The 25,223-nt window shown below is 70.9% G+C and carries 19 protein-coding genes; 10 read left to right on the forward strand and 9 right to left on the reverse strand.

Features of this window, described 5'->3' with window-relative positions; translation table 11 throughout:
* Positions 1–8 precede the first annotated feature (8 nt).
* Positions 9–557 carry an acyl-CoA thioesterase gene (locus OHS70_RS22725; protein ID WP_328399899.1) on the forward strand — a complete coding sequence of 183 codons (549 nt, stop codon included), beginning with the start codon at positions 9–11 and terminating at the stop codon, positions 555–557.
* A gap of 52 nt (positions 558–609) precedes the next feature.
* On the opposite strand, the gene OHS70_RS22730 is transcribed toward OHS70_RS22725, so the two are convergent.
* The gene (locus OHS70_RS22730; RefSeq protein ID WP_443062640.1) at positions 610–2,139 is read right to left on the reverse strand and encodes an LCP family protein; all 1,530 of its coding nucleotides are present in this window, start codon (positions 2,137–2,139) and stop codon (positions 610–612) included.
* A gap of 109 nt (positions 2,140–2,248) precedes the next feature.
* On the opposite strand from OHS70_RS22730, the gene OHS70_RS22735 reads away from it, so the two are divergent.
* The gene (locus OHS70_RS22735) at positions 2,249–3,280 is read left to right on the forward strand and encodes a glycosyltransferase family 2 protein (RefSeq protein WP_328399903.1); all 1,032 of its coding nucleotides are present in this window, start codon (positions 2,249–2,251) and stop codon (positions 3,278–3,280) included.
* Between the two features lie 69 nt (positions 3,281–3,349).
* Here OHS70_RS22735 and OHS70_RS22740 read toward each other — a convergent pair whose 3' ends face one another.
* From OHS70_RS22740 to OHS70_RS22755, 4 genes are all read right to left on the reverse strand, one after another.
* Positions 3,350–5,056: an LCP family protein gene (locus OHS70_RS22740; protein ID WP_328399905.1), complete on the reverse strand. Its 1,707-nt coding sequence runs from the start codon at positions 5,054–5,056 to the stop codon at positions 3,350–3,352.
* A 50-nt stretch (positions 5,057–5,106) separates the two neighbouring features.
* Positions 5,107–6,852 (reverse strand): LCP family protein, encoded by a 1,746-nt coding sequence (locus OHS70_RS22745; RefSeq protein WP_328399907.1) that lies wholly within the window; start codon positions 6,850–6,852, stop codon positions 5,107–5,109.
* A 221-nt stretch (positions 6,853–7,073) separates the two neighbouring features.
* Positions 7,074–8,459, reverse strand: coding sequence for an LCP family protein (locus OHS70_RS22750; RefSeq protein WP_328399909.1), 1,386 nt, complete (start codon positions 8,457–8,459; stop codon positions 7,074–7,076).
* 172 nt (positions 8,460–8,631) lie between these two features.
* Positions 8,632–9,384, reverse strand: coding sequence for a TIGR03089 family protein (locus OHS70_RS22755; protein WP_328399911.1), 753 nt, complete (start codon positions 9,382–9,384; stop codon positions 8,632–8,634).
* A gap of 128 nt (positions 9,385–9,512) precedes the next feature.
* On the opposite strand from OHS70_RS22755, the gene OHS70_RS22760 reads away from it, so the two are divergent.
* The 3 genes from OHS70_RS22760 to OHS70_RS22770 all read left to right on the forward strand — a co-directional run bounded on the left by OHS70_RS22760 (position 9,513) and on the right by OHS70_RS22770 (position 13,046).
* Positions 9,513–10,832 (forward strand): peptidoglycan recognition protein family protein, encoded by a 1,320-nt coding sequence (locus OHS70_RS22760; protein ID WP_328399913.1) that lies wholly within the window; start codon positions 9,513–9,515, stop codon positions 10,830–10,832.
* A 117-nt stretch (positions 10,833–10,949) separates the two neighbouring features.
* Positions 10,950–12,041 (forward strand): NDP-sugar synthase, encoded by a 1,092-nt coding sequence (locus tag OHS70_RS22765; protein WP_328399915.1) that lies wholly within the window; start codon positions 10,950–10,952, stop codon positions 12,039–12,041.
* Positions 12,042–12,050: 9 nt separating this feature from the next.
* The gene (locus tag OHS70_RS22770) at positions 12,051–13,046 is read left to right on the forward strand and encodes a DNA-3-methyladenine glycosylase family protein (RefSeq protein WP_328399917.1); all 996 of its coding nucleotides are present in this window, start codon (positions 12,051–12,053) and stop codon (positions 13,044–13,046) included.
* Between the two features lie 60 nt (positions 13,047–13,106).
* Here the strand turns inward: OHS70_RS22770 and OHS70_RS22775 are convergent, their stop codons facing one another.
* From OHS70_RS22775 to OHS70_RS22785, 3 genes are all read right to left on the reverse strand, one after another.
* A complete protein-coding gene (locus OHS70_RS22775) occupies positions 13,107–14,405 on the reverse strand; it encodes a coenzyme F420-0:L-glutamate ligase (RefSeq protein WP_328399919.1) in 1,299 nt (432 codons plus the stop codon).
* On the reverse strand, positions 14,402–15,358 hold the full coding sequence (gene cofD / locus OHS70_RS22780) for a 2-phospho-L-lactate transferase (RefSeq protein WP_328399921.1): 957 nt from the start codon (positions 15,356–15,358) through the stop codon (positions 14,402–14,404). The genes OHS70_RS22775 and cofD overlap by 4 nt, the downstream gene beginning before the upstream one ends.
* Positions 15,359–15,458: 100 nt before the next feature.
* Positions 15,459–15,986, reverse strand: coding sequence for a cysteine dioxygenase (locus tag OHS70_RS22785; RefSeq protein ID WP_328399923.1), 528 nt, complete (start codon positions 15,984–15,986; stop codon positions 15,459–15,461).
* Between the two features lie 660 nt (positions 15,987–16,646).
* Here OHS70_RS22785 and OHS70_RS22790 point away from each other — a divergent pair.
* The 3 genes from OHS70_RS22790 (at position 16,647) to OHS70_RS22800 (ending at position 22,369) form a co-directional block, all read left to right on the forward strand.
* Positions 16,647–16,910, forward strand: coding sequence for a WhiB family transcriptional regulator (locus OHS70_RS22790; RefSeq protein WP_256525783.1), 264 nt, complete (start codon positions 16,647–16,649; stop codon positions 16,908–16,910).
* A 207-nt stretch (positions 16,911–17,117) separates the two neighbouring features.
* Entirely contained in the window at positions 17,118–20,801 is a 3,684-nt protein-coding gene (locus OHS70_RS22795; protein WP_328399928.1) for a glycosyltransferase family 2 protein, read from the forward strand.
* On the forward strand, positions 20,798–22,369 hold the full coding sequence (locus OHS70_RS22800) for a DUF5719 family protein (RefSeq protein ID WP_328399930.1): 1,572 nt from the start codon (positions 20,798–20,800) through the stop codon (positions 22,367–22,369). The genes OHS70_RS22795 and OHS70_RS22800 overlap by 4 nt, the downstream gene beginning before the upstream one ends.
* Positions 22,370–22,472: 103 nt before the next feature.
* On the opposite strand, the gene OHS70_RS22805 is transcribed toward OHS70_RS22800, so the two are convergent.
* Positions 22,473–22,901, reverse strand: a complete 429-nt coding sequence (locus tag OHS70_RS22805) for a metallopeptidase family protein (RefSeq protein WP_328405840.1) — start codon at positions 22,899–22,901, stop codon at positions 22,473–22,475.
* A 274-nt stretch (positions 22,902–23,175) separates the two neighbouring features.
* Between OHS70_RS22805 and OHS70_RS22810 the strand changes: the two genes are divergently transcribed.
* Positions 23,176–23,604: a DUF3499 domain-containing protein gene (locus OHS70_RS22810; RefSeq protein WP_328405842.1), complete on the forward strand. Its 429-nt coding sequence runs from the start codon at positions 23,176–23,178 to the stop codon at positions 23,602–23,604.
* Between the two features lie 166 nt (positions 23,605–23,770).
* A complete protein-coding gene (locus tag OHS70_RS22815) occupies positions 23,771–25,135 on the forward strand; it encodes a phosphomannomutase/phosphoglucomutase (protein ID WP_328399932.1) in 1,365 nt (454 codons plus the stop codon).
* Positions 25,136–25,223: the final 88 nt, after the last annotated feature.

The raw sequence follows: 25,223 nt of genomic DNA on the forward strand, positions 1-25,223 counted from the left end.
TGGGGCGCATGACAGTTCAGGCCCAGCGCCCGGAGGCTGAAATTCCGGGTAAGCCCACTTCGGCGTCCCGTACCACCCTCAGCCACATCATGACCGGCAGTGACACAAATCTCCTCGGCACGGTGCACGGCGGCGTGATCATGAAGCTGGTGGACGACGCGGCGGGCGCCGTCGCCGGCCGGCACTCGGGCGGGCCCGCTGTCACCGCGTCCATGGACGAGATGGTGTTCCTGGAGCCGGTCAGGGTCGGCGATCTGGTGCATGTGAAGGCCCAGGTCAACTGGACCGGCCGGTCTTCGATGGAGGTCGGGGTCCGGGTGCTGGCGGAGCGCTGGAACGAGTCGACGCCCGCCCAGCAGGTCGGCAGCGCGTATCTGGTGTTCGCCGCCGTCGACGCGGACGGCAAGCCGCGCCGCGTACCGGCGGTGATCCCCGAGACGGAGCGCGATCAGCGCCGCTACCAGGAGGCGCAGATCCGGCGTACGCACCGGCTGGCCAGGCGTCAGGCGATCAAGGAGCTGCGGGAGAAGCGCGCCGCGGAGGGCATGGAGGACTGACCCGGTACCGGGGCGGGCCGCTCAGAGCTCAAGGGCTCAGGAACCCAGGGCCTCAGGGGCAGACCACCTGGTCGCCCGTCACCGCGCCGAACTCGCCCTGGTACTGGTCCTCGGCGCGTACCGGATGGACCGCCTTGAAGTCCGTCCCCGCCGTCACGTTCAGCGTCGGCCCCTGGCCCTTGACCGCGCGTAGTTCGCATCCGGGCAGCGCGGCCTGCAGTGACCTCGCCGAGCGGTCCCAGCGTGGGTCGTACGTCACAAAGGTGCGCAGCACCTTGCCGTTGCCGCTGCTCAGTGGCCGTCGCGTGGTATTGAAACCGGTGGCGCGCAGTGCCCGGTCGACCCGCTCGCCGAGGCCGTCGGCGGTGGTGCCGTTGTAGACCTGCACCCGGATCTGCTGGGGCGACACATCGACCGGCGTGGGGCGCAGCTGCCCGTCCGGGCGCTTCGGGCGGTGCGGGGCCAGCGGCTTGTCGTCCCGCAGCAGCTGGAAGAGCTTCTTCGACTTCCGCTCGTCCCACTTCACCGTGGAGCCGATGCCCTTGACCGGACCGATCTTTCCGACCGGTACGGAGGTGAACTCCGACGATGCGGGCGTGAAGCTGCGCATGGCCCTGCCGAGGGCGAGCATCTGCTCGGAGCCGAGGCCCTTGTCGGCGCGCACCGCGTTCAGCATCGTCGAGGAGACCTTCTTGAACTTCACCGGGTTGAGCAGTACGCCGCTGCTGGTCGCCTGGTGGAGAAGGCCGGCGAGGAACCGCTGCTGGCGCTGCATCCGCCCCAGGTCGGCCGCCCCGTCGATATGGCGTGAGCGCACGTACTGCAGCGCCTGGCCGCCGTTGAGCTTGTGCGTGCCGACGGTGAGGTTCAGGCCCGTGTAGGTGTCGTGCATCGGCCGGGCCGTACAGACCTCGACCCCGCCCAGCGCATCCACGGTCTTCATGAAGCTGCTGAAGTCGATCTCGAGATAGTGGTCGATCTTCACCTTCGTCATGTGCTCGACGGTCCGTACGGTCAGGGCCGGACCGCCCTCCGAGTAGGCGGCGTTGAGCTTCACCGGGTGGGTTTTGTACTTTTTGCCGGTTGTTTCGTCGGTATGTTCGGGGATTTCGGCGTAGCTGTCCCGGGGCAGGCTGACCACGCTGGCGCGCCGCCGGTCCTCGGAGATATGGACGAGCATGATCGTGTCGGTGCAGCGGCAGCCGGCGCCGCCGAGCCGGTACTTCTTCTTCTGCTCCTTGGTGATCTTGTCGCGGCCGTCGGTGCCGACGACCAGGAAGTTGATTCCATGGGTGTCCTCCGGCCGGTTCTTCATGTCCCGGAACGGGTCGACCCGCCCGATCCCCTCGTTCAGGCCGTTGACCAGGGCATGCCCGATCCCGCCCACGCCCAGCACAAGAACCGAGAGTGTTGTCACCATCCGCATGCCCCACTGCGGCCGCTCCGCCTTCCGCCGGCCGGGCCGCCCGACCGGCCTGGCGGGCCCTCTGGCCGAGGACCGCGCGGCAGGTCGGGCGGCAGGGCGTCCGGTCCGGGCCTGCGCCGTGGGACGCGGCCGGCGGGAGCGGGGCGGCGTGGGCAAGAGGGCACCTCCGCGGGTGACGGCAGACCCTCAGCACGGTAGGTCCATACGATCAGCGACGACGGCCGCCGCGCGTCGGTGTCGCCCGTTCGCGGTAACGTGGCGACCGATGAACGCCATGCCCCCTGTCTCCGTGATCATGCCGGTCCTCAACGAGGAGCGGCATCTGCGCAACTCGGTCCGTCACATCCTCGAGCAGGAATACGACGGTGAGATGGAGGTGGTGATCGCGCTCGGGCCGTCCACGGACCGCACCGACGAGATCGCCGCCGAGCTCGTCCGGGAGACCGCATCCCATGAACGAGCGCGTGTCCACACCGTGCCCAACCCGACCGGCCGCACCCCGGCCGCGCTGAACGCGGCCATCAAGGCCTCGCGGCACCCGATCGTCGTACGCGTCGACGGCCACGGCATGCTGTCGCCGAACTACATCGCGACCGCGGTCCGCCTGCTGCAGGAGACCGGTGCGCAGAACGTCGGCGGCATCATGCACGCCGAGGGCGAGAACGACTGGGAGCACGCCGTCGCCGCCGCGATGACGTCGAAGATCGGCGTCGGCAACGCGGCCTTCCACACCGGTGGCCAGGCCGGCCCGGCGGAGACCGTGTATCTCGGCGTCTTCCGGCGCGAGGCCCTGGAGCAGCAGGGCGGCTACAACGAGGAGTTCATCCGGGCCCAGGACTGGGAGCTGAACTTCCGGATCCGCGAGGCCGGCGGTCTGATCTTCTTCTCGCCGGAGCTGCGGGTGCAGTACCGCCCGCGGCCGTCGGTGCGCGCGCTCGCCAAGCAGTACAAGGACTACGGGCGCTGGCGCCATGTGGTGGCCCGCTATCACCAGGGCTCCATCAACCTGCGCTACCTCGCCCCGCCGACCGCGGTCTGCGCGATCGCGGCGGGTGTCGTGGTGGGCGCGGTGCTCACCCCGTGGGGCTTCCTCGTCCCCGGCGGGTATCTCGCGGCGATCGCGGCCGGCTCCGTCCCGGCGGGCAAGGGCCTGCCGCTCAAGGCCCGGCTGCAGATCCCCCTGGCGCTGGCGACGATGCACATGTCGTGGGGCTTGGGCTTCCTGACCAGCCCTCGCTCGCTGGCCAGGAAGGTCATCGCGAGCCGGCGGCCCGCGGTGAAGGCCGCGACCGCCTGACATACGCGCGCACACGACGAAGCCGGTCCGTCCCCGTCGGGGGCGGACCGGCTTCTCATGCGGCGGCCGTCAGGACCAGCGGTACGGCTCGTAGACGTCCATGCAGCCCAGTTCGTCGCCCATGACCGTCTCGGTGTTCTTCGGCGGAGCCGTCGACGGCTCCGCCTTCGGGTAGGCGTCACCGCTCCGCCAGTCCGCGCCGACCACCAGGGTGACGCCCGACACGTCGGTGGACTTCTTCAACGCGCTCGTCGGGATGCCGAGTGCCTTGGCCACCGCGTACGCGTCGCCCTCCAGATCCGTGCTGGGGAAGAGGACCTGCGTCTTCTCCTGCGGGTTGAGCGTGGAGTCCGACTTGGCTCCGGCGAAGCCCTTCTGCACGAGGACGTCGGCCACGGTTCGGGCACGGCCCTGGGTGGGCAGCTGCCCGCCGGCCCCGGTGCCGTTGCGCACCATGATGCCGATGTCCGCCGGGTCGGCCGCCGGGTCCTTGGGGGCCGCGGGCTTCTTCGGCTTCGAGGTCTGCCCCTTGCCGTCCACCGGGACGTCGTCGCGCAGCAAGCCCCAGAGCCGGTCGGCCTCGCCGGGCGCCGGCAGCACGTGGTTGTCGTCCTCCGGGTCCGGGATGCGCGGCATGGTGAGCATGGCGATCCGCCCGGTGGGCACATCCTTGAGCGTCATGCCCAGGTCGAAGAGCTTCTTGACCGTGCCGATCTCCTCGGAGACCTGGAGCGACTTGGTCGCGGTCTCGGCCAGGTCCATCAGCTGTCCGGTGTCGGTGAACGCGTTCTGCTCCTTGAGCTTGCGGATCACCGAGTTCATGTACATGTGCTGGGCCTTGGAGCGGCCGAAGTCGCTCTCGAAGGCATGACGGGTACGCAGCCACTGCAGCGCCTGCTTGCCCTGGATCTCGTGTGTCCCGCGGGTCAGCTTGAGCCCGGAGCCGCCTGGCACCCGAGGTGTGGGCCTGTCATGGATGTTCTGACTCACGCAGACCTTGGCGCCGCCGATCGCGTCGGCCATGTCCACCACACCCGCGAAGTCGACCATCATCCAGTGGTCGATGTAGATGCCGGTCAGCTGTTCCCAGGTGGCGAGCGTGCAGCCGGGCCCGCCGCGCCCGAGGCTCGCGTTGATGAGGTCCCTGGTCGCGGCGTACTCCTTGCCGTCCTTCGGGTCCGTGCACGCCGGTATCTCCACCGTGGTGTCACGCGGAATGGAGACCACCGAGGCGTTCTTCCTGTCGGCCGACACATGCAGCAGCATCTGGACGTCGGCCAGCGGCGGCGAACCGACGCTCTTCTTGGAGCCGCCGAGCTTCAGGTTCTCGTCCGTGTTACGGCTGTCGGAGCCGATCAGCAGCACGTTCAGGGGCGTCTGACCTGCCGCGTTCGGGGCTGACTTCTGCGCCCCGCCCTTGGCGGAGGTGCGCTCGCCCTTGCGGATGTTGCCGTTGAGGTGCTCGTAGTAGAGGTAGCCGGCGCCGGCCGTGCCGAGGATGAGTACCGAAACCGTGCCTGCGATCCAGCGCAGTATTCGGCGTTTGCCCCGTTTTCCCCCGCGGCGTGGTCCGCCGCGGCGATGGCCGCCGGTCTCGGCGGCGGCATCCCCCGATTCCGTGCCGCCACCGGGCTCGTCCTGCTCGATGTCCGGTGCCGTACGGCTGCCGGGGATGCGCGCACCCCCGTTGCCGTACAGGCTGTCGTCCCAGCCCAGATCACCAGCTTGCGGAACGCGCTGCCGCGTTCCCTCCCCTCGCAGGCTGTTCTGTCCCACCCCTGGACCCCCCTGTCGTCAGGTGCGCCGCATGAACCGGTCCACCGGCGTCACTTGGCGCAGACCTGTTTGTCCGCTTCGACCTTCTGAACACCCTCCGGCGCCTTCGCCGGACCGGTGATGGGCACCCCTGCGCCCTTGAAATCGGAGCCGAGGGTCAGCGTCATCGCTTCCAGCCCCTCGGCGTCCTTGGTGCCGGGCTTCAGCGCCGAGGCAGGCAGGCCCATCAGATCCGCGAGCTTGCGGGCCTGATCGGCCTGGTTCGGCGCGTACTCCAGCTGTGTCTTGGCCACATCGGCCGGGGCGTTGCCCTTGTTGGTGGACTTGAGCACGCCCTCGTCGATCTGCAGCCATTCCAGAGTCTTCTGGGCGGAGCCCTGCGGGCCGCCGCCGTTGAACACATCGACCCGGACGTCCGAGGCCTTGGCCCTCGATCCCTTGAGGAGCGCGGCCTGCTTGTCCTTGGCCGCCTTCTTCTGCTTCTCGACCTCGGTGAGCGAGATGTCGTCGCGAAGCATCGCGAAGAGCGGATCGGCCTTGGGCGTGTCGAGGACGACCGTGGCCTTGATCCTCTCCGCCGGGTTGTCGAGCACGGGCACGGTGGCGAACGTCAGGTTCTTCATGTCGAACTTGCCGAGCTCCAGACCGAGGTCACGGAGCTTGCCTATGTCGTTGATCCTGGAGTCGACGGTCAGGGCCTTGGTTCCGGCCTCCGCCAGCTTCACCAGCTTCGTCGGGTCGGTGAGCGTGTCGTTCGACTTCAGCTTGCGCATCAGGGAGCTGAGGAACTGCTGCTGGATCTTGATGCGGTCGAGGTCGCCGCCGAAGCCCACGGCATGCCGGGTGCGTACGAACGCCAGGGCCTCCTCGCCCTGGATCGTGTGCTCGCCCGCCGGCAGATCGAGCTTGGAGTCCTTGTCCTTGACGTCCTTGGCGAGACAGATCTTCACTCCGTCGACCGCCGTGGTGAGCGTCTTGACGGCATTGAAGTCGGCCACCATGAAGTGGTCCGGCTTGATGCCGGTTATCTCGGTGACCGTCCGCATGGTGCAGCTCGGGGTGCGGCCGGACTGGCCGAGGCTCACGTTGAACCGGGTGTTCTTCGTCCCCGGGATGAGCTTGCTGGTGCCGTCCTCCTGCGTGGTCGGGCAGTCCGGGATATCGGTGATCAGGTCACGGGGAATGCTCAGGGCCGTCGCGTTCGTACGGTCCTTGGAGACATGCAGCAGCACCGTGGTGTCGGCGTGGCCGGGACTGTTCTTGTCGCCGTACTTCTCGTTGCCCTCGCCCGTGCGCTTGTCCGTGCCGATCAGCAGGACGTTGATCGCCCGGTCCTTGCTGAAACCGCCGGTGCCCGCGTTGTCGTCCGAGATGTACTTGATGTTCGAGTTGAGGTGCTCGTAGTAGAGGTAGCCGCCGCAGGCGGTAGCGACCATCAGCAGCGCGAGCGTGCCGCCCGTCCACAGCAGCGCCTTCTTCTTGCCCGACCTGGGCGGCTTGCGCTTGCGACGGCCGGCCTGCGGCGGGACCCTGCCGCCCGAGGCGTCGCCCGCGCGGCGGCTGCGCTGACCGGGAACCTCAGGCGTGGCCGTCCTGCGCCGGGGGGCGGCATCGGGAGCCGATCCCTCGGGCGCCGGGCGCCGGCCACCTGCCCTCCTGGCTCCGGTGGCTCTGGAGGCAGCGGATGACTGCGGTGCGGATTGCTCCAGTCGCAGTTCGTAGTTGCCGGTCTGCGGGTTGAGTACCCACTGGTCTGCGGGGTCGATTTCGTCCCGCCCACGGCTTTGTGCATCCACGGTTGCTTGAGTCCTCCGTCGGTGCCACGCGAGGCGCCTCCCCCCAGGGCGCTCGGTCGATCGATCCATTGGTGCGCGACACAGGGGTCGGACGCACCGGATCGCGTCACACTATCCGCCCAGTTCAACCCCGAGCGACGTCCGTGACAAAGTCCACGCGCCTTACAACCGGGCAATTCGTGCAATTCGCCTGGACTGCAGTCATGGGTTTGGCCATTGCTTTACTCACACATCCCCTCGGCGGCATTGGTGCCGGGGAACGTCGCCGTGGGCGTCGGGCCGTCCGTACCCGTGCCGTCCGCGTCCCCGTCACCCTGTTCCTGCTGCTTCTGCCTGGCCTTCTCGTTCTCGTCGGCTGTGACGACGATCACCGGAGCGTCCTCGCGCAGCCGCTTGAAGAGGTCACCCGCATCCGGTTCGACCAGTTCGTCACGGTTCGGATTGGCAGAGTAGGGCTGGCGAGGAACCGTCAGGAATTGCACCTTTTCGGTGGGAATGCTGCGAACTGCCCTTGTCAGGTCGTACAGATCCCTGAGTGAGTCGAGGCCGGAGTCCGTCGTGATCGACTTGGTGGCCGCGTCCAGCAGCGGGTAGAGCCGGGTCGGATTGAGCAGCACGCCGTTGCTCTGCACCTTTTTGACCAGCGCGCCGAGAAACTGCTGCTGGCGCTCCATACGTTCCGTGTCGCTGCCGTTGCCGAGCGACTTCCGGGCCCGTACGTACCCGAGGGCCTCCTCGCCGTCGAGCGTCTGCTTGCCGGCCGAGAGCTTGAGGTGCGCCGCCCTGTCGTCGACCGGCTCCGCCAGGCAGACCTCGACCCCGTGCACCGCGTCGACCATGTCCTTGAAGCCACGGAAGTCGATCACCATGTGGTGGTCGATGCGGACGCCGGTGAACCGCTCGACGGTACGGATCGTGCAGGCGGCGCCGCCGAACTGGAACGCCCAGTTGAACTGGGCGAACTGCTCCTGGGTGCGACTGCCGTCCGGTTTGCCGCAGCTCGGGATGGTGACCATCAGGTCGCGAGGGATGGACATGGCGGTCGCGCTCTGCCGGTCCGCGGCGATGTGCAGCAGGATCGTGGTGTCGGAGCGCTGGCTGCCGCCGTCGTGGCCGTACTTGTCGTTGCCCTCGCCGGCCCGGGTGTCGGAGCCGAGCAGCAGGATGTTCTGCGCGTCGACGGCGACGGGCGTGGGCCGTTCCTTCTCGTACGCCTCCAGTTCGGCGGCGGCGCCGGTGTCCGTGGTGATGTTGGCGTCGAGCTTGCGGTAGAACCACCAGCCGGCACCGGCCGCTGCGAGGACGATGACGGAGGTGCCGAGCGCGGCCCAACGCAGCAGATGGCGCTTCCGGTTGGGCTGCTTCACCGAGCCCGCGCCGGTGTGCGCGCCCGCGCCGGAATCCGCGCCGGAATCCGCGCTGGAGTCCTTGCCGGTGTGTGCGCCGCCGTTGCCTTTGCCGCCGCCCGTGCCGGCGTCCCCTTCTGCGCGCGCGTCCGCGTCGTCGACCGCCCCGGCATCGGCGCCCACCTCTTGGGCGGCACCGGCGTCGGCCGGTCCGTCCGGTTCCGCGGGCGTGCCAGCACTGTCCGTCACGTGTCCGTCCATCCTTCATGGCGTCGGCGGCGCGCTGGGTCGCCGATCGCTGGACTAGACGGCTGAACCCGGCGCTTGGTTGTGCGTTGAAGCACGCGTTGTCGCCGATCATCCACCGCTGTTGAGCCTCAGCCTCGGGGGCTCGGCCCGGATGTGCGCCACATGAGTGGACCGCACACGCTTGTCATACCGCGGTGTTGGTGACCCGTTCGCTCGCGATCCGCTTCCGCAGGTCTTCCTGGGACAACGCGTCCAGGTGCCGGCACAGCACGACGGAAGCCCCGGCGGCGAGCGGAGCGAACAGCCCCGCGGACAGCCCCTCCCAGGTGTCGTACGACCGCCCGGTCAGCAGCCGCGACCCAGGCGCGAGATCGAGCTTCGCGGCGTCCGCCCGCGCCCGCTCCACCAGTTCGGCACCGGTCAGCTCCATGGCGCCGACCACGAGCGCGGGCGCGTCAGGATCCACCGGCGCGTACGGTGCGAACCGGTCGCCCTGGCTCGGCACCTCCACTGCGTAGTCGCCGAACCCCGCCGGCGGCTGCGGGAAGCGGCCGCCCAGCGGACGCAGCGCCAGCGCCATCCGCTCCCCGGAGCAGGCGCGCGCCTGCTCCAGCGTGTCCGGTCCGCTGACGACGAGGTCCGCCTCGGACGGAACCCCTCCGACGTCCGCCACCACCCCGACCGACGAGCAGGCCAGCAGCCACACCGCGCTCTGCCAGTGCGCGGGCAGCAGCAGCGCGAGCCGGTCGCCCGGCTGGGCGGCAAGATCGCCCTGGAGCAGATTGGCCGTCTTGGCCACCCAATTGGCGAAGGTGGCGACGGACAATTCGACGCGTTCACCGGTGGCGTCGTCGTAGAAGGTGACCAAAGGGCGCGACGGGTCCGCGGCGAGCGCGGATCGCAGCAGGTCGGCAGGGGTACGGTCGGTCGCGTTCACCCGCGCAAGGTTACGCCGCCCCCCGGGCACCCCGCCGCCGTACCGGTGACCGCGTCCACCGGACGGACCGATCGGCTTCCGGTTTCTTGGGCGGGCGGGCGACGTGGGCCGAGGTCACGATGAATTGCATGCGTGGACACCTTGCTTCGTCGACAGGAGTGGCGTGCGCGGCCGCGCTCGCCCTGCCGCTGTTGTTCGCCCCCTCCGGGGCCGCCGTGCCGCCGGGACCGGAGGTGGCCGGCTCGACCCAGTCGCTGCCGCTCCGGACCATGGGGCGGGCACCCGCCGATCGCGCCGCCGGTGCGGTCGAACAGGGGCTGCCCCAGCGGGAGGTGAAACCGTTCTCCCTGGTCGGCGTCGTCTGGGACGACATACATGCCGAACTGCTCGGCTCGGTACAGATCCGGACGAGGGCGGTCGCGACCGGGGCCTGGTCCGATTGGCAGGAGATCGAGACCCACAACCTGGAGCACGCGGCCGACCCCGGTACCGCTGAGAGCGAGTCGGGCAAGGTGCGCGGCTCCACCGCCCCTCTGTGGGTGGGCAATTCGGACGCCGTGGAGGCGCGTGTCCGGGCGGAGACCGCCGGCGACCTGTCCGCACTGCCGCACGGGCTGCGCCTCGAACTCGTCGACCCCGGCGACGATCCGTGGAGCAACGAAGCCGACCACACGAGGTTCGCGGACGACACGGGGGAGGGGGACGGCGATGCGGGCAGCCCGCAGGAGGAAGGCCGTGCACCGTTCGGCGCGCTCGAGATCCCGGCCCTCACCCGTGCCGAGACGGAGGCCGAGGCCGCCGCGACCGGTGAACTCGAGCCAGGGGCAAAGCCGTACATCGGACCACGCCCGCGCATCGTCACCCGCAAGGGATGGGGCGCGGACGAGTCCCTGCGGGAACCGGGCTTCGTCTACACGGAAACGGTCAAGGCCGCGTTCGTGCACCACACCGCCACCGGCAACAACTACACCTGCGACGAGGCTCCCTCCGTCCTGCGCAGTATCTACCGCTACCACGTCGTGAGCAGTGGCTGGCGCGACTTCGGCTACAACTTCGCCGTCGACAAGTGCGGAAACATCTACGAAGGGCGGGCCGGCGGGGTGGCCAAACCGGTGCGGGGCGCACACACCCTGGGGTTCAACACCGACAGTACGGGCATCGCGGCACTGGGAAGCTACAGCCGGACCGCGCCATCGGAGGCGACGGTGACCGCCATTGCCAAGCTGACGGCATGGAAGCTCGGCCTGCACGGTGCCGACCCGAGTGCCAAGACGACTCTGACGTCGGGAGGCAGCGGCAAGTACGCGACAGGCGTGAAGGTCAGGCTCAATGTCATCTCCGGGCACCGGGACGGGTTCGCCACCGACTGCCCGGGAAACCGTCTCTACGACGAACTCGGCACGGCGCGCAGTGCATCGGCCAAGTACCAGGGGCGCTCGCAGGAGTGACAAGGGGCCGGATATCCGGAACATACCGTTCGCGCGGTACGCGCCGAACGCACTGCCTACACTGGCCGGTCTCCAACAGGCGACCGCGCCCGGCCCCGGCAGGAAGCAGAGAAGGCATTGAACCTGGCCCCAGAAGCGATCCTCCTGGTCGGAGGAAAGGGAACCCGGCTCCGTCCGCTCACGGTCAACACGCCCAAACCGATGGTTCCGGCCGCGGGCGTCCCCTTTCTCACCCACCAGCTGGCCCGGGCCCGGGCGGCGGGCGTCGAGCACATCGTGCTCGCCACCTCGTACCTGGCCGAGGTCTTCGAGCCGCACTTCGGCGACGGCTCGTCGCTGGGGCTGCATCTCGAATACGTCACCGAGGACGAACCGCTCGGCACCGGTGGCGCCATCCGCAATGTCGCCTCCCGGCTGAGGTCCGGCCCCGACGACCCGGTGCTGATCTTCAACGGTGACATCCTGACCGGCCTGGACATCAAGGCCCTGGTCGCCACCCACCGCTCGACCGGCGCGGACGTCTCGCTCCATCTGACCCGGGTCGAGGACCCGCGTGCGTACGGACTCGTGCCCACGGACGCGACGGGACGGGTCACGGCGTTCCTGGAGAAGCCGCAGACCCCCGAGGAGATCGTCACCGACCAGATCAACGCGGGCGCGTATGTCTTTCGCCGCTCGGTCATCGACACCATCCCGGCCGGGCGGCCCGTCTCCGTGGAACGCGAGACCTTCCCGGACCTGCTCGACTCCGGAGCCCATCTCCAGGGCATGGTCGACTCCACGTACTGGCTGGACCTCGGCACTCCGCACGCCTTCGTCCGCGGCTCCGCCGACCTGGTGCTGGGACGCGCCCCGTCCCCAGCGGTGCCGGGCCGGTGCGGCGACCGGCTGGTGCTGCCGTCGGCGCGGGTGGCGCCCGACGCGAAGCTCACCGGCGGCACGGTGATCGGCGAAGGAGCACTGGTCGGCGAAGGCGCCCGGATCGACGGCAGCACCGTGCTCGCGGGCGCGGTGGTGGAGGCGGGCGCGGTGATCACCGACTCGATGATCGGGGAGGGGGCGCGGATCGGGGCGCGTACGGCGCTGTCCGGCGCGGTCATAGGCGACGGCGCGACGGTCGGCGCGGACAACGAGCTCCGTGACGGCGTCCGCGTGTGGTGCGGGGCCGTGCTTCCCGACGCCGCGATCCGGTTCTCCTCCGACCAGTAGCCTGACTGCATGGCAGGACGCTTCGAGCCGGGTACGAGCCGGACCACCGTGCGCGGCGGCCACACCCGCGTACCCGCGGGCATACCGCGTCAGGCCCGGGGCGGCCGCACCCGCCGCTGGACCCCGCCGTGGCCGCTCGACCTCGGCCTGGTTCTGGGCCCGCTGCGGCGAGGCCCCGCCGACCCGACCTTCCGTACGACGCCGGACGGATCGGTCTGGCGGGCCACCCGTACGCCCGCCGGTCCCGGCACACTCCGGGTGGCCGTGCGGGACGGGGACGTGGAGGCCGAGGCATGGGGTCCGGGTGCCGAGTGGCTGCTGGAGCAGCTCCCGGCATTCCTCGGCGCACTCGACGACCCCTCGCCCTTCGTCCCGCGCCACCGCCTGGTCGCCCACGCCCAGCACCGCCGCCCCGGTCTGCGGCTCACGTGCACCGGGCTGGTCATGGAGTCCCTGATCCCGTCGGTCCTCGAACAGAAGGTGACGACGGACGAGGCGTACCGGGCGTGGCGGCTGCTTGTGCGGGGGCACGGTGAGCCCGCTCCCGGCCCTGACGAGCGCCTCCATGTGATGCCGGAGCCGCGCGTCTGGGCGCTCATCCCCTCCTGGGAGTGGCATCGCGCGGGTGTCGACAACAAGCGCGCATCGACGATCCTGCGCGCGGTGCGCGTGGCCGGCCGGCTGGAGGAGGCGGCTGCCATGGAGCCCGAACAGGCCATGGCACGCCTGGAGTTGATCCCGGGCATCGGCCCCTGGACCTCGGCCGAAACGATCCAGCGCAGCAACGGCGCCCCGGATGCGGTCACGATCGGTGACCTGCATCTGCCGCGCATCGTGGGCTACGCGCTGGCGGGCGAGCGCAACACGGACGACGAGGCGATGCTGAAGCTGCTGGAGCCGTACGCAGGCCAGCGCCATCGCGCGGCCCGCCTGATCCTCCTCTCGGGCCGCACCCCGCCGCGCCGCGAGCCGAAGATGCGCCGGGTGGACATCGGGGCGTGGTGACGCGGGCGGGGCGACGCCCGACGGACCTGGACCGGCCGGGCCCGCGAACCGGGTCCGCGGTCACCGCACCTCGATGAACGCCGATGCCTCCCGCGCCGCGCGTTCCCTCGGCCGGGACGCCGCGTGGCCCACTGCCACCGCGCCCATCGGGTCCCACGAGGCGGGCAGGTCCAGGACCTCCCGTACCACCTCGCGGCAGAACATCGTCGAGGACACCCATGCCGACCCCAGCCGCTCGCCCGCCAGCGCCACCAGGAAGTTCTGCACACCGGCACCTGCCGCGACCACGAACATCTCGCGCTCGGCCGTGTCCCTGCGCTCGTCGCCGTAGTGGTGCGAGCCCTCCATCACCAGGCACGGGACCACCAGGTACGGGGCGTTGCGCAGCACGTCGCCGCGCCGGACGCGCTTGGCGACGGACTCCTCCGACTTGCCGTCGCGCCGCAGGTCGGCGATCCAGGCGTCGCGCATCGCGTCGAGCAGCCGCTGCCGTGACTTTGCCGACTCCAGCAGCACGAAGCGCCACGGCGTCGTGTGGTGCGGCGCCGGAGCGGTCACCGCCGCCGCGACCGCGCGGCGCACCGCGCCCCCGTCCACCGGCTCGTCGGTGAATTCCCGTACCGTACGGCGCTGGGCCACAGCCTCCCGGATCGCCTCCGAGGTCCCGAGCCGGAACATGTCGTCGGCCCCGGACCGCACCAGTGTGCGGGCGTTCTCGTCGACGTCCGCCACCACATGCGGCAGACCGCGGACCACCGCGACGGGCAGTCCGTTCGCCTTGCCCTTCACCAGGTCACCGGCGGCGGCGAGTTCGTCGGCGGTGGCGACGACCGTCGCGCTGAGCGGGTTGCCGTAGGTGTCGGTGCCGCCGCGCAGATCGTCCAGGACCCGCACCCCCGCCGCGCCGATCGCGACATCGGTGAGCCCGGTGCGCCACGGCCGCCCGGAGGTGTCGGTGACGATCACGCCGACGGTCACGCCCAGTTCGTCGCGCAGCCCGTCGCGGAGGGCGCGGGCCGATGCATCCGGGTCCTCGGGCAGCAACAGCACCGTCCCGGCGGGGGTGTTGGACGCATCGACCCCGGCTGCGGCCATCACGATGCCCTGCCGGTTCTCGACGATACGCAGCGTGCCGCGCCGCGCCACGACCCGTACGGTCTCGGCGTCGATGGCCGCTTCCCGGTCCGCCGCCTCGACGACACGGCCCTCGGCCTTGCTCACGATCTTCGACGTGACGAGGAGGACATCCCCGTCGACGAGCCCGGGCGTGGTCGCGGCGATCAGCTTGGCGAGGTTGTCGCCGGGCCGTACCTCACCGAGTCCGGGCAGCGCCCACACCGTGTACGACGGCGAGGTCACCCCTGCACCTCCTCGGCGAGCGCCAGCGCCGCCCGTGCCATCTCGGCGGTCGCGTCCGCGTCCGTCATCAGCAGGGGCACTGCCCGGCACCGGATGCCGGCCGCCTCGACCGTCCCGACGGCGGCCGCGTCGACGGTGTCGACCAGCCAGCCGTCGAGCAGCCCGGAGCCGTAGTGCTGGGCCACGGCCGCTGCCGTGGCCTCCACGCCCACCGCTGCCAGCACCTTGTCGGCCATGCCGCGCACGGGTGCGTCGCCGACGATCGGGGACAGCCCCACGACCGGGACGCCCGCCTCGGCGATCGCCTCGCGGATCCCCGGCACCGTCAGGATCGTGCCGATGCTGACCACGGGGTTGGACGGCGGGAAGAGGATGACGTCGGCCTCGGCGATGGCCTCCAGCACTCCGGGCCCCGGCTTCGCCTGGTCCGCGCCGACCGGCACGACCGCGTCGGCGTCGACCGAGGCGCGCAGCCTCACCCAGTACTCCTGGAAGTGGATCACCCGGCGTTCGCCGTCGATCTGCACGGCGACATGCGTCTCCACGCGGTCGTCGGACATCGGCAGCAGCCGTACGCCCGGGTTCCAGCGCGCGCACAGTGCCTCGGTGACGGCGCTCAGCGGATAGCCCGCACCGATCATCTGGGTGCGGACGATGTGCGTGGCGAAGTCGCGGTCGCCGAGTCCGAACCACTCCGGTCCGACGCCGTACGCGGCGAGTTCGGTCTTGACCTGGAAGGTCTCCTCCGCACGCCCCCAGCCCTGCTCTTCGTTGATGCCACCGCCGAGGGTGTACATCACGGTGTCGAGGTCGGGACAGACCTTCAGCCCGAACAGATGGATGTCGTCACCGGTGTTGCCGATGACGGTGATCTCGGCGTCCGGGACCGCGGCTTTGAGGCCGCGAAGGAAACGGGCGCCGCCGATGCCGCCGGCCAGAACCACAATGCGCATGCAGACAGTCTGTCAGGCGAAGCCTGATCGGCCGGGGGGTGGTGGCCTGCCCGGTGCACCTGCCGGCGGAGGGCGGGCCTGTCAGGCGACGTGCGGTGGCTCAGACGGGAACGACGTCCTGGGCGCAGCGGGCCGCGTGCATCGGCATCTCGGTCAGGCCCGGGTAGTACACGTGCAGGCTCACGGCCGGCTCGAGGGAGTCGTTGACCACCTCGTGCACATAGCCGGGAGCGAAGACCCGCTGCGCCCCCGCCGTGAGCGAGCGCTCGCCGCGTCCGCTGCGGTCGGTGCGGTCGGTGCGGTCGGTGCGGTCGGTGCGCTCGGTCAGCTCGCCGTCGAGGACGGTGAGGACCCCGGAGGAGCGGCCGTGGTCGTGCAGTCCGCTGCCCTGGCCGGGGACCCAGCTGAGCAGCCAGATCTCGTAGCCGGGGCCGGTCCGCAGCCGGTGGTACCAGCGCGAGGTGGCGTCGTACCGGACGAGGTGCTCCCACTGCGCACGGTCAGCGGCGATGGAGCGGGCCAGGCCGGCGAACTCGGCCACGGTGGCCGGGTGCTCGCGGGCGGGCTGGAGGAGGTGCTGTACGGCGAGGATGTCGCCGGCGATCTGGAGGTCGCTGTCGCTGTTCATGGGTGCGGTGGTTCCTCGGCAGAAACAGAGAGGTCAGTGCTGGGGTGTCGCGGTCTCGCACGGATGCGGAGAGGGGAAGCCGGAGCGCTACGGCATCAACAGCTGGAACAGCAACAGCGCGCCTGGACAGCGCTGCGGAACCCACGGACGGGGTTCGCGAGGGGCGCTGAGGTCGCTGGCATGGAACCAAAGGTGCCGGGTCCCCTCTCCGACTGTCAACCCAATGACCGGTTTGGCGGCAATGTTTCACCTTTTCCGGTTACTCCAGTCGGAGAAAGGTTTGTGCAGCCGCAGGCTCGGAGACATGGCGCAGCAACCGTGCGCGCAAACGCCGTTGAAATTCCGTGACCGGACTGTGATCCGGATCGCTTCGTTGGCTGGATTGAAACAAGATCGACGTATGCGGCGTCCTCCGTGGCGAGGGGGGCGTTCCCCCGGTGACGGGAGGGGTGCGGGGCAGGCCGCTGGCATGTGTCACTTTTTTGGTGATTTGAACACTTTCCGCATAGCCTTGGTTCCGCAGAGTGAATACCGGGCCCAATAGCAGATCTCGGCTTGACTGGCCCGGAGCCACACACTTGTAATTTCACTCGTGTCGTTCGGCCGAAATCGATCGCGGCGGCAACATCACGGGGACGCAAAGACAGACGAGGGGCGCACATGACCGAGCTGTTCCAGCAACTGCTGGTCGAGGACGCGGACGATGAACTCGGCTGGCAGGAGCGCGCGTTGTGCGCCCAGACCGACCCCGAGTCCTTCTTCCCCGAGAAGGGCGGATCGACCCGCGAGGCAAAGAAGGTCTGCCTCGCCTGTGAAGTCCGCTCGGAATGCCTCGAGTACGCCCTCAACAATGACGAGCGATTCGGAATCTGGGGCGGCCTGTCCGAACGGGAGCGCCGCCGTCTGAAGAAGGCGGCCGTCTGACCGCCCTCCGGCCGCCGTCGCGCCGGTCCCTCCTCGACCCCCTCGTCGACCGGAGAAATCGCACAAATGCATACATGTCAAACGGTCCGCCGCCTGCGTCTTGTCCACAGGCGGCGGACCGTCTACATGCCAGCCGTTAGTGTGGGGCCCCGTCCGTGACGCACCAACGCCCCTACGGGGTCACCCGGCCGGAGGGCCCGTACCTCAATGTCCGCCACCACCGCCGCGTTTGTTCCGGCGCAGCCGCCCGAGTTCCCGCGGCATGTCGTCACCGCCGTGCTCGTCGCCCACGACGGCGCACGCTGGCTTCCCGATGCCCTCGCCGGGCTCCTGGGCCAGGAACGTCCCGTGCAGAACGTCATGGCAGCCGACACCGGCAGTGCCGACGACTCGGCGCAGCTGCTGACCGACGCCCTCGGACCCGACCGCGTCCTGCATCTCGCCCGCCGCACCGGCTTCGGTGCCGCCGTCGACGAGGCCGCCCGCACCGCCGCCGTGCTCACCCCGGACGACCTGCCGTACCTGAAGCGGCCCAGCGGCTGGGACCCGGTCAGCAGGACCTGGCGCGACGACGCGTACGACATGCCGGAGCTGCCCCACGGCGAGCCCGTCCAGTGGCTGTGGCTGCTCCACGACGACTGCGCACCGGAACCCGGCGCCCTCGCCGAGCTGCTGCGCGTCGCCGACTCCGACGAGTACGCGGCCGTGATCGGACCCAAGCTGCGCGGCTGGTACGACCGCAAGCAGCTCCTCGAAGCCGGCGTCTCCATCGCCAACAGCGGCCGCCGCTGGACCGGGCTCGACCGGCGCGAACAGGACCAGGGACAGCACGACCAGATCCGGACCGTGCTCTCCGTCTCCTCCGCCGGCATGCTCATCCGCCGCGACGTCTTCGAAGAGCTCGGCGGCTTCGACCGGCGGCTGCCGCTGATGCGCGACGACGTGGACCTGTGCTGGCGGGCGCACTCCGCGGGCCACCGCGTCCTCGTCGCCCCCGGCGCCGTCCTGAGACATGCCGAGGCCTCGGCACGCGAGCGCCGCACCGTGGACTGCGCCGGCCGCTCGGTCACCAGCCCGCACCGCGTCGACAAGGCCGGCGCCGTCTACACCCTGCTCACCAACGCACGCGGCGTCGCGCTGCCGTACGTACTGCTGCGCGTCGTCCTCGGCACCCTGCTGCGCACTCTCGCCTACCTGGTCGGCAAGGTGCCAGGCCAGGCCGTCGACGAGGTCATGGGACTCTTCCAGGTCCTGCTGCGGCCCGAACGGATCATCGCCGGACGCCGCAGAAGATCGCGGCGTGCGGTCGAGGCGGGCGAACTGCGCCCGCTGTTCCCGCCCCCCGGCGCCACGGTACGGGCCACCTTCGAACAGATCGCGTCCAACTTCGGCGGCTCGGACGCCGACTCCGGCGGCTCCCGCCACGGCGCCGTCGAAACGGGCCCCGGCGGGGACGACGCCGACTATCTCGAGATCGAGCAGTTCGCCAGGCTGAAGAAGATCGCGCGCAAGCCCGGGCCGGTCCTGTTCGCCATGCTGCTCGTCGTCTCCCTCGTCGCCTGCCGTGCGCTGTTCGGCGGCGGCTCCCTGGCCGGCGGCGCCCTGCTGCCCGCTCCCGCCGATGTGTCCGACCTCTGGAGCCGTTACGCCGACAGCTGGCACCCCGTCGGCACCGGCGGCACCCAGACCGCACCCCCTTACCTCGCGGTCCTGGCGGCCCTGTCGGCGCTGTTCCTCGGGTCCACCGGCCTCGCCCTGACCGTGCTGCTGGTCTGCTCGGTCCCGCTCGCCGGACTCACCGCGTACTTCGCCTCACGCCCCGTCGTCGAATCCCGGCTGCTGCGCGCCTGGGCGAGCATCGCCTACGCCTTCCTGCCTGCCGCCACCGGCGCCCTGGCCACCGGCCGCCTCGGCACGGCCGTCCTCGCGATCATGCTGCCGCTGCTCGCCCGCGCCGCCGTCGCCGCCCACGGGCTGCGCGCCCAGGGCGGCGCCCGCGGCAGCTGGCGGGCCACCTGGGCCTACGCGCTGCTGCTCACCTTCACGATGGCCTTCACGCCGGTCGTATGGCCGCTCGCCGTTGTTCTCGGCATCGGCGTCCTCGTGCTGCGCCGCGACGACATCGCCGCCTACGCGCTGCGCTTCCTCGCCGCCGTCGGCACCCCGGTCCTCGTCCTCGCCCCGTGGTCGCTGTCGCTGCTGACCGGTCCCTCGGGCTTCTTCCGCGAGGCGGGCCTGGCCTACGGAACGGGCCCGGCCGGTGCGCTCGACCTGCTCGGCATCAGTCCCGGCGGGCCCAAGGCCCTCGGCGGCCTCGTGATGATCGGCATCGTGCTGGCCGCCCTCGCCGCGCTGCTGCGCGAGGAGCGCAGCTTCGCGATCCGGACGGCCTGGGCCGTCGCCCTGGTCGCGCTGATCTTCGCGGTGCTCGTCAACGGCTCCGGCGACGACGCGACCGGCTGGGCGGGCCCCGCCACCCTGGTCTACGGCATCGCGCTGCTCACGGCCGCCGTCCTCGGGGCGGAGGGCGCCCGCGCCCGGGTCGCCGCCCAGAGCTTCGGCTGGCGCCAGCCGCTCGCCGCGCTCGTCGCGCTGGCCGCCGGCCTCGCCCCGCTGCTGGCCGCGGCCAACTGGATGCTCAGCGGGGCGGCGGAGCCTCTCAAGCGCCGCGACCCGGTCCAGGTGCCCGCGTTCGTGGCCGCGGAGAGCGACACCCGCGACCAGCCACGAACCCTCGTACTCGGCGGCACCTCGCCCGCGGAGGTCTCGTACACCCTGGTCCGCGGCTCCGGCGGGCGCCTCGGTGACTCCGAGCTCGCCGAGGCGGGCGGCAGCGACGCCCGGCTCGACAAGATCGTCGCCAATCTGGTCGCGGGTTCCGGCGCCGACCAGACCAGCCAGCTCAGCGGTTTCGCGATCCGTTACGTCCTTGTGCGCGACGGAGCGCCGCGCCAGATGAGCCGCGTGCTCGACGCCACCCCGGGCCTGAGCCGGCTCAGCCAGCTCGACGGCAGTGCCCTGTGGGGTGTCGACCGCCAGGTCGCCCGGGCCACCATCGTCAGCGGCAAGGCCGACCCGCTGCCGGTCGCCTCCGGGCCCGTCGAGGCGCACGCCGACATCCCGGCCGGCGAGTCCGGACGGATCCTGCGCATCGCCGACCGCGCCGCTGTGGGCTGGCAGGCGACCCTGGACGGCCGGGCGCTGACGAAGACGACCGTCGACGGCTGGGCGCAGGGCTTCGCGCTGCCTGCCGAGGGCGGCCGGCTCGCCCTCACGTACAAGGATCCGGCGGCCCACACCGCGTGGATCTGGGCACAGGCATTCCTCGCGGTGGTGCTGCTGGTGCTGGCGCTGCCCGGCCGGCGGCGCGAGGTCGACGACGACCTGCCGGACGAGGAACTCGCCGTACCCGCGCAGCCGGTGGACGGCGAAGGACGCAGGGCGCGCAGGCTGCGCGCGATGGCCGAGGCGGAAGCGGCCGGGGCCGCTGTCCAGGAGGACACCCCCGACCCTGATCCGTACCGCCAACATGCCTCCGACCAGGACGCGTTCGCCGCGTACGACGACCGCTCCGGGCAGTACGCGGCGGTGCCCCAGCAGCAGTACGGCGAGTGGGACACCACGCAGGCGTACACCGACTCCGGATACACCGCCGAGCAGTACACAGGCGGCCAGTACGCCGCCGAGCAGCACTACGGCGCCGAACAGCCCTACGGCGACGGCCAGTACCAGCAGCAGTACCAGGCCGATCCGTACCAGGCACCGTCCTACGGCGGCGACCAGTACCAGCAGGAGGGGGCGTACGACCCCTACGGCTACGGCGACCCGAACGGCGGCTACCCCGAACCCCCGGCCCAGGCCCCCGGCACAACGCGAGGCGATTCAGAGTGAACCGCACGACCATCTCCCTGATCGCGGCCGCCACCGCCCTCGCCGCGGTCACCGGATTCGCCTCGCTCACCGCACCGGACGGCACGGCATCGGCCGGGGACAGGTCCCCGGCAAGGCTGCCCGTAGAACGCTCCAGTCTGCTCTGCCCTGCGCCGAGCAACTCCGAGCTCGCGGAGACCCGGTACACGTCCTTCACGCCGCCTGCGGCGAAGGACAGCGGCGCCCAGGGCGGCGAGGCGGAGGCCGACTCGGCCGAACTGAAGCCGTCGGCGGCCGCGTTGGCCGTCCCCGACGCCTCCGAGAAGGAGGACGGGAAGAAGGCGGACAAGGCCGGCAAGGGCGGCGCGAAGCAGCCCGCGGACAAGGCGGACAAGGCCGTGGTCGCGCTGAAGGAGCCCGGCAAGCCCGTCTCCGCAGAGGCGAACGGCGGCGAGGCCCCCGCGCTCGTCGGCACCGCCACCGGTCGCCTGGCTCCCGGCTGGACCGCGCAGCAGACCACCACCGTGGGCGCGGGCGGCTCCCGCGGCGTGCTCGGCGTCAACTGCACCGCGCCCGACACCGACTTCTGGCTGCCCGGCGCCTCCCTCGCCGAGAGCCGCCAGGACTATGTGCACCTGACCAACCCGGACGACTCCGGAGCCGTCGCCGACATCGAGCTGTACGGCAGGGACGGCGCGCTCAAGACCACCCTGACCGACGGCATCCCGGTCCCGGCCGGGTCCAGCGTCCCGGTCCTGCTGTCGACGCTGACCGCCGACAAGGCCGAGGACGTCACCGTCCATGTGACCACCAGCACCGGCCGCGTCGGCGCGGTGGTGCGGGCCGCCGAGGACGGGACCGGCAGCGACTGGCTGAGCGCGGCGGCCGACCCGTCCGGCAGCGCGGTGCTGCCCGGCATCCCGGCCGACGCCACATCGGTGCAGTTGGTGGCTTTCGCACCTGGGGACGCTGACGCCGACCTCAAGGTGCAGCTCGCGGGTGCCACCGGCACGATCACCCCGGCAGGACACGAGACCCTGCACGTCAAGTCCGGTATGACGGCGACGGTCGACCTGGCGGACGTCACCCGGGGCGAGGCCGGATCCCTGATCCTCAGCCCCGCCGAGAAGGGCCGTCGGACGCCCGTGGTGGCCGCGCTGCGCGTCGTGCGCGGCAAGGGCGCCAAGAAGGAGATCGCGTTCATCCCGGCGGCCGCGCCGGTGGGACCGCGTGCTTCGGTGGCCGACAACCGGGTCAAGGGCTCGGTCCTGTCGCTGACCGCGCCGGGCGCGGCCGCCGAGGTCAAGGTGACTGCCTCCGCGGGCACCGGGGGCGGCAGTCAGGTCGTCAAGACGTACAAGGTCAAGGCGGGTACGACGCTGGCGGTCACCCCGCCGGTGCCGGCGGGGCTCAAGGGCTCGTACGCGCTCACGGTCGAGTCGGTCTCGGGCGGCCCGGTGCATGCCTCGCGCACGCTGGAGCTGGCGAAGGACGGCATCCCGATGTTCACGGTCCAGACGCTGCCGGACGACAGGGGGATGGTCGCGGTCCCGGACGCGCGGCAGGACCTGTCGGTCCTCGACGACTGACGTACCCCACAGCGCCCGACGTCCGGGGGCGCCCGCCGTACCCGTGGACGGGGAACGGTCCTGGCTCGCCCGGTCGATGCCGGGCCCCGGTCGCAGGGCCCGCTCAGTCCTGCCCGTACCGCGGGTCGACCGACTCCGGGGACAGACCCAGCAGCTCCGCCACCTGCTCGACGACCACCTCGTGCACCAGCAGCGCGCGCTCGTCCCGATTCTTTGTCCGAATCTCGACGGGCCGGCGGTAGATCACGATCCGGGCAGGCAGGTCCTTGGTCGCCGGCACCGCACTGCCCAGCGGCACCGCCTCCTCCGGTGAGCCCGGCACCTCCGTCACGATGAAGTCGACATCGGCCAGCTGCGGCCAGCGCCGCTCCAGCCGCTCCACCGAGTCCTGCACGAGATCACGGAAGGTCTCGGCACGGCTGGCCGAGAGGGGCACCTGCGGCGGGGCGACGGGTCCGCGCATGCCTCGCCCGTGGCGGTCGCGGCGGCGCGGCCTGGGCTCGGTCGGGCGGGGCGGTACAGGACTCTCCATCACTGACGCAGGGTAACTCTCGCCGGGCAGCGGGCGCCCGGTCGCCGTCGGACGGCGAGATCATGTCGCTTATTGAACATTCCGGCCATGCTTGAGCTCGGTTGCGCGACATCCGGCGATCGCCGATCTCATCGTGATTGACCTTATTCCTCCCAAGTCGTGACCGGCCCGCGGGTTGTCGTGAGCCGTATGCTTCTCTTTCCGTGCAGGTCAGGGCAGTTGCTCGGAGAAGCGCTCAATGGCTCGTCGTATCACGACACGGGGGAGTGACCTGGTGGAGAGTCGTCGCAGCCCGCTCAAGAGTGCGGTACCGTCCAACGTCGTGAGCCCTGTACGTCGCTGTTCGCGCACTGCGTGCGGCCGCCCTGCCGTCGCGACACTGACGTACGTCTATGCCGACTCGACCGCGGTCCTCGGCCCGCTCGCCACCTATGCCGAGCCCCACTGCTACGACCTGTGCGCCGAGCACAGCGAGCGCCTGACCGCGCCGCGCGGCTGGGAAGTCGTGCGGCTCACGGACGGCTCCGCCCCGGCCCGCCCCAGCGGCGACGACCTGGAAGCACTGGCGAACGCGGTACGGGAAGCGGCCCGCCCCCAGGGGCGTACCGCCGAGGCCGGCGGCCAGGGAGGCCGGCGGTCGGCGGACCCGATGGAGGTCGCGCGCCGCGGTCATCTGAGGGTGCTGCGTTCCCCCGAGAACTGAGCATTCAGACATTTCCCGGCACCCGCACGAAGCCGTACGGGTGCCCAGCGGGCAGGTTGTGCACCTGATCGTCATGGCCCGGACACACGGAACCACGGACCGGATGCTGCCCTGGTTCGTGCGGGTAGTTTGATGTGACCGCACAGACTTTCAGAAGGGTTGGGCCGTGGCTGCTGATCTGTCGCAGATCGTGAAGGCGTACGACATCCGCGGGGTGGTGCCGGATCAATGGGACGAGTCACTGGCCGAACTGTTCGGTGCGGCATTCGTCCAGGTGACAGGCGCCGACGCGATCGTCGTCGGCCATGACATGCGGCCCTCGTCGCCCGGCCTGTCAGGCGCCTTCGCACGTGGCGCCGCGGCCCGGGGAGCGGACGTCACGCTGATCGGCCTGTGCTCCACGGACCAGCTGTACTTCGCCTCGGGCACGTTCGGTCTGCCGGGAGCCATGTTCACCGCCTCGCACAACCCGGCGCAGTACAACGGCATCAAGATGTGCCGCGCGGGCGCCGCGCCGGTCGGCCAGGACAGCGGCCTCGCCGACGTCCGAGCACTGGTCGAGGCCTGGTCCGAGCAGGGCGCGCCCGAGCCGGTCGCCGCCCCCGGATCGGTGACCGAGCGGGACACGCTCGAGGACTACGCCGCGCATCTGCTCTCGCTCGTCGATCTGTCGGCGATGCGCCCCCTGAAGGTGGTCGTGGACGCCGGCAACGGCATGGGCGGGCACACCGTCCCCACGGTCTTCGGGTTGCTGCCCGTCACCCTCGTGCCGATGTACTTCGAGCTGGACGGCACCTTCCCCAACCACGAGGCCAACCCGCTGGACCCGGCGAACATCGTCGACCTGCAGGCCCGCGTGCGGTCCGAGGGCGCGGACCTGGGCCTCGCCTTCGACGGCGACGCCGACCGCTGCTTCGTCGTCGACGAGCGGGGCGAGGGCGTCCCGCCGTCGGCGATCACCGCCCTGGTGGCGGTCCGGGAGCTGGCCAAGCACCCCGGCTCCACGGTGATCCACAACCTGATCACCTCGTGGTCGGTCCCGGAGGTCGTACGCGAAATGGGCGGCATCCCGGTCCGTACCCGGGTGGGGCACTCCTTCATCAAGGAGGAGATGGCCCGCACCGGAGCGGTCTTCGGCGGCGAGCACTCCGCGCACTACTACTTCCGCGACTTCTGGAACGCCGACACGGGCATGCTCGCCGCACTCCATGTGCTCGCGGCGCTCGGCTCGCAGGACGGTCCGCTGTCGGAGCTGGTCGCGCAGTACGACCGCTACGCCGCCTCCGGTGAGATCAACTCCAGGGTCGACGACCAGGCCGGCCGGGCCGCCGCCGTCAAGGAGGCCTTCGCGTCCCGCAAGGACGTGACCACCGACGAGCTGGACGGCCTGACCGTGGCGGCCGAGGACTGGTGGTTCAACCTGCGGCCCTCGAACACCGAGCCCCTGCTGCGGCTGAACGTGGAGGCACGGGACGAGGCGACCATGGCCAAGATCCGTGACGAGGTCCTCGCGCTGGTCCGCGGCGCCTGACGCCGTACGCAGTGCGTCCCGGGGCGGCCGCGCCGCTCCGGGACGCACTCCAGAACGAGCCGCACCCCACCCCCCGGCGGTAGGCTGA

It is taken from the genome of Streptomyces sp. NBC_00390 (genome assembly GCF_036057275.1).
Classification (GTDB): domain Bacteria; phylum Actinomycetota; class Actinomycetes; order Streptomycetales; family Streptomycetaceae; genus Streptomyces.

Bases quoted from the DNA above. Each gene is read 5' to 3' on its own strand.
- OHS70_RS22725 (WP_328399899.1), top strand. From the start codon at position 9: ATGACAGTTCAGGCCCAGCGCCCGGAGGCTGAAATTCCGGGTAAGCCC.
- OHS70_RS22735 (WP_328399903.1), top strand. From the start codon at position 2,249: ATGAACGCCATGCCCCCTGTCTCCGTGATCATGCCGGTCCTCAACGAG.
- OHS70_RS22750 (WP_328399909.1), bottom strand. From the start codon at position 8,459: ATGGACGGACACGTGACGGACAGTGCTGGCACGCCCGCGGAACCGGAC.
- OHS70_RS22760 (WP_328399913.1), top strand. From the start codon at position 9,513: ATGCGTGGACACCTTGCTTCGTCGACAGGAGTGGCGTGCGCGGCCGCG.
- OHS70_RS22770 (WP_328399917.1), top strand. From the start codon at position 12,051: ATGGCAGGACGCTTCGAGCCGGGTACGAGCCGGACCACCGTGCGCGGC.
- cofD (WP_328399921.1), bottom strand. From the start codon at position 15,358: ATGCGCATTGTGGTTCTGGCCGGCGGCATCGGCGGCGCCCGTTTCCTT.
- OHS70_RS22785 (WP_328399923.1), bottom strand. From the start codon at position 15,986: ATGAACAGCGACAGCGACCTCCAGATCGCCGGCGACATCCTCGCCGTA.
- OHS70_RS22790 (WP_256525783.1), top strand. From the start codon at position 16,647: ATGACCGAGCTGTTCCAGCAACTGCTGGTCGAGGACGCGGACGATGAA.
- OHS70_RS22795 (WP_328399928.1), top strand. From the start codon at position 17,118: ATGTCCGCCACCACCGCCGCGTTTGTTCCGGCGCAGCCGCCCGAGTTC.
- OHS70_RS22805 (WP_328405840.1), bottom strand. From the start codon at position 22,901: ATGGAGAGTCCTGTACCGCCCCGCCCGACCGAGCCCAGGCCGCGCCGC.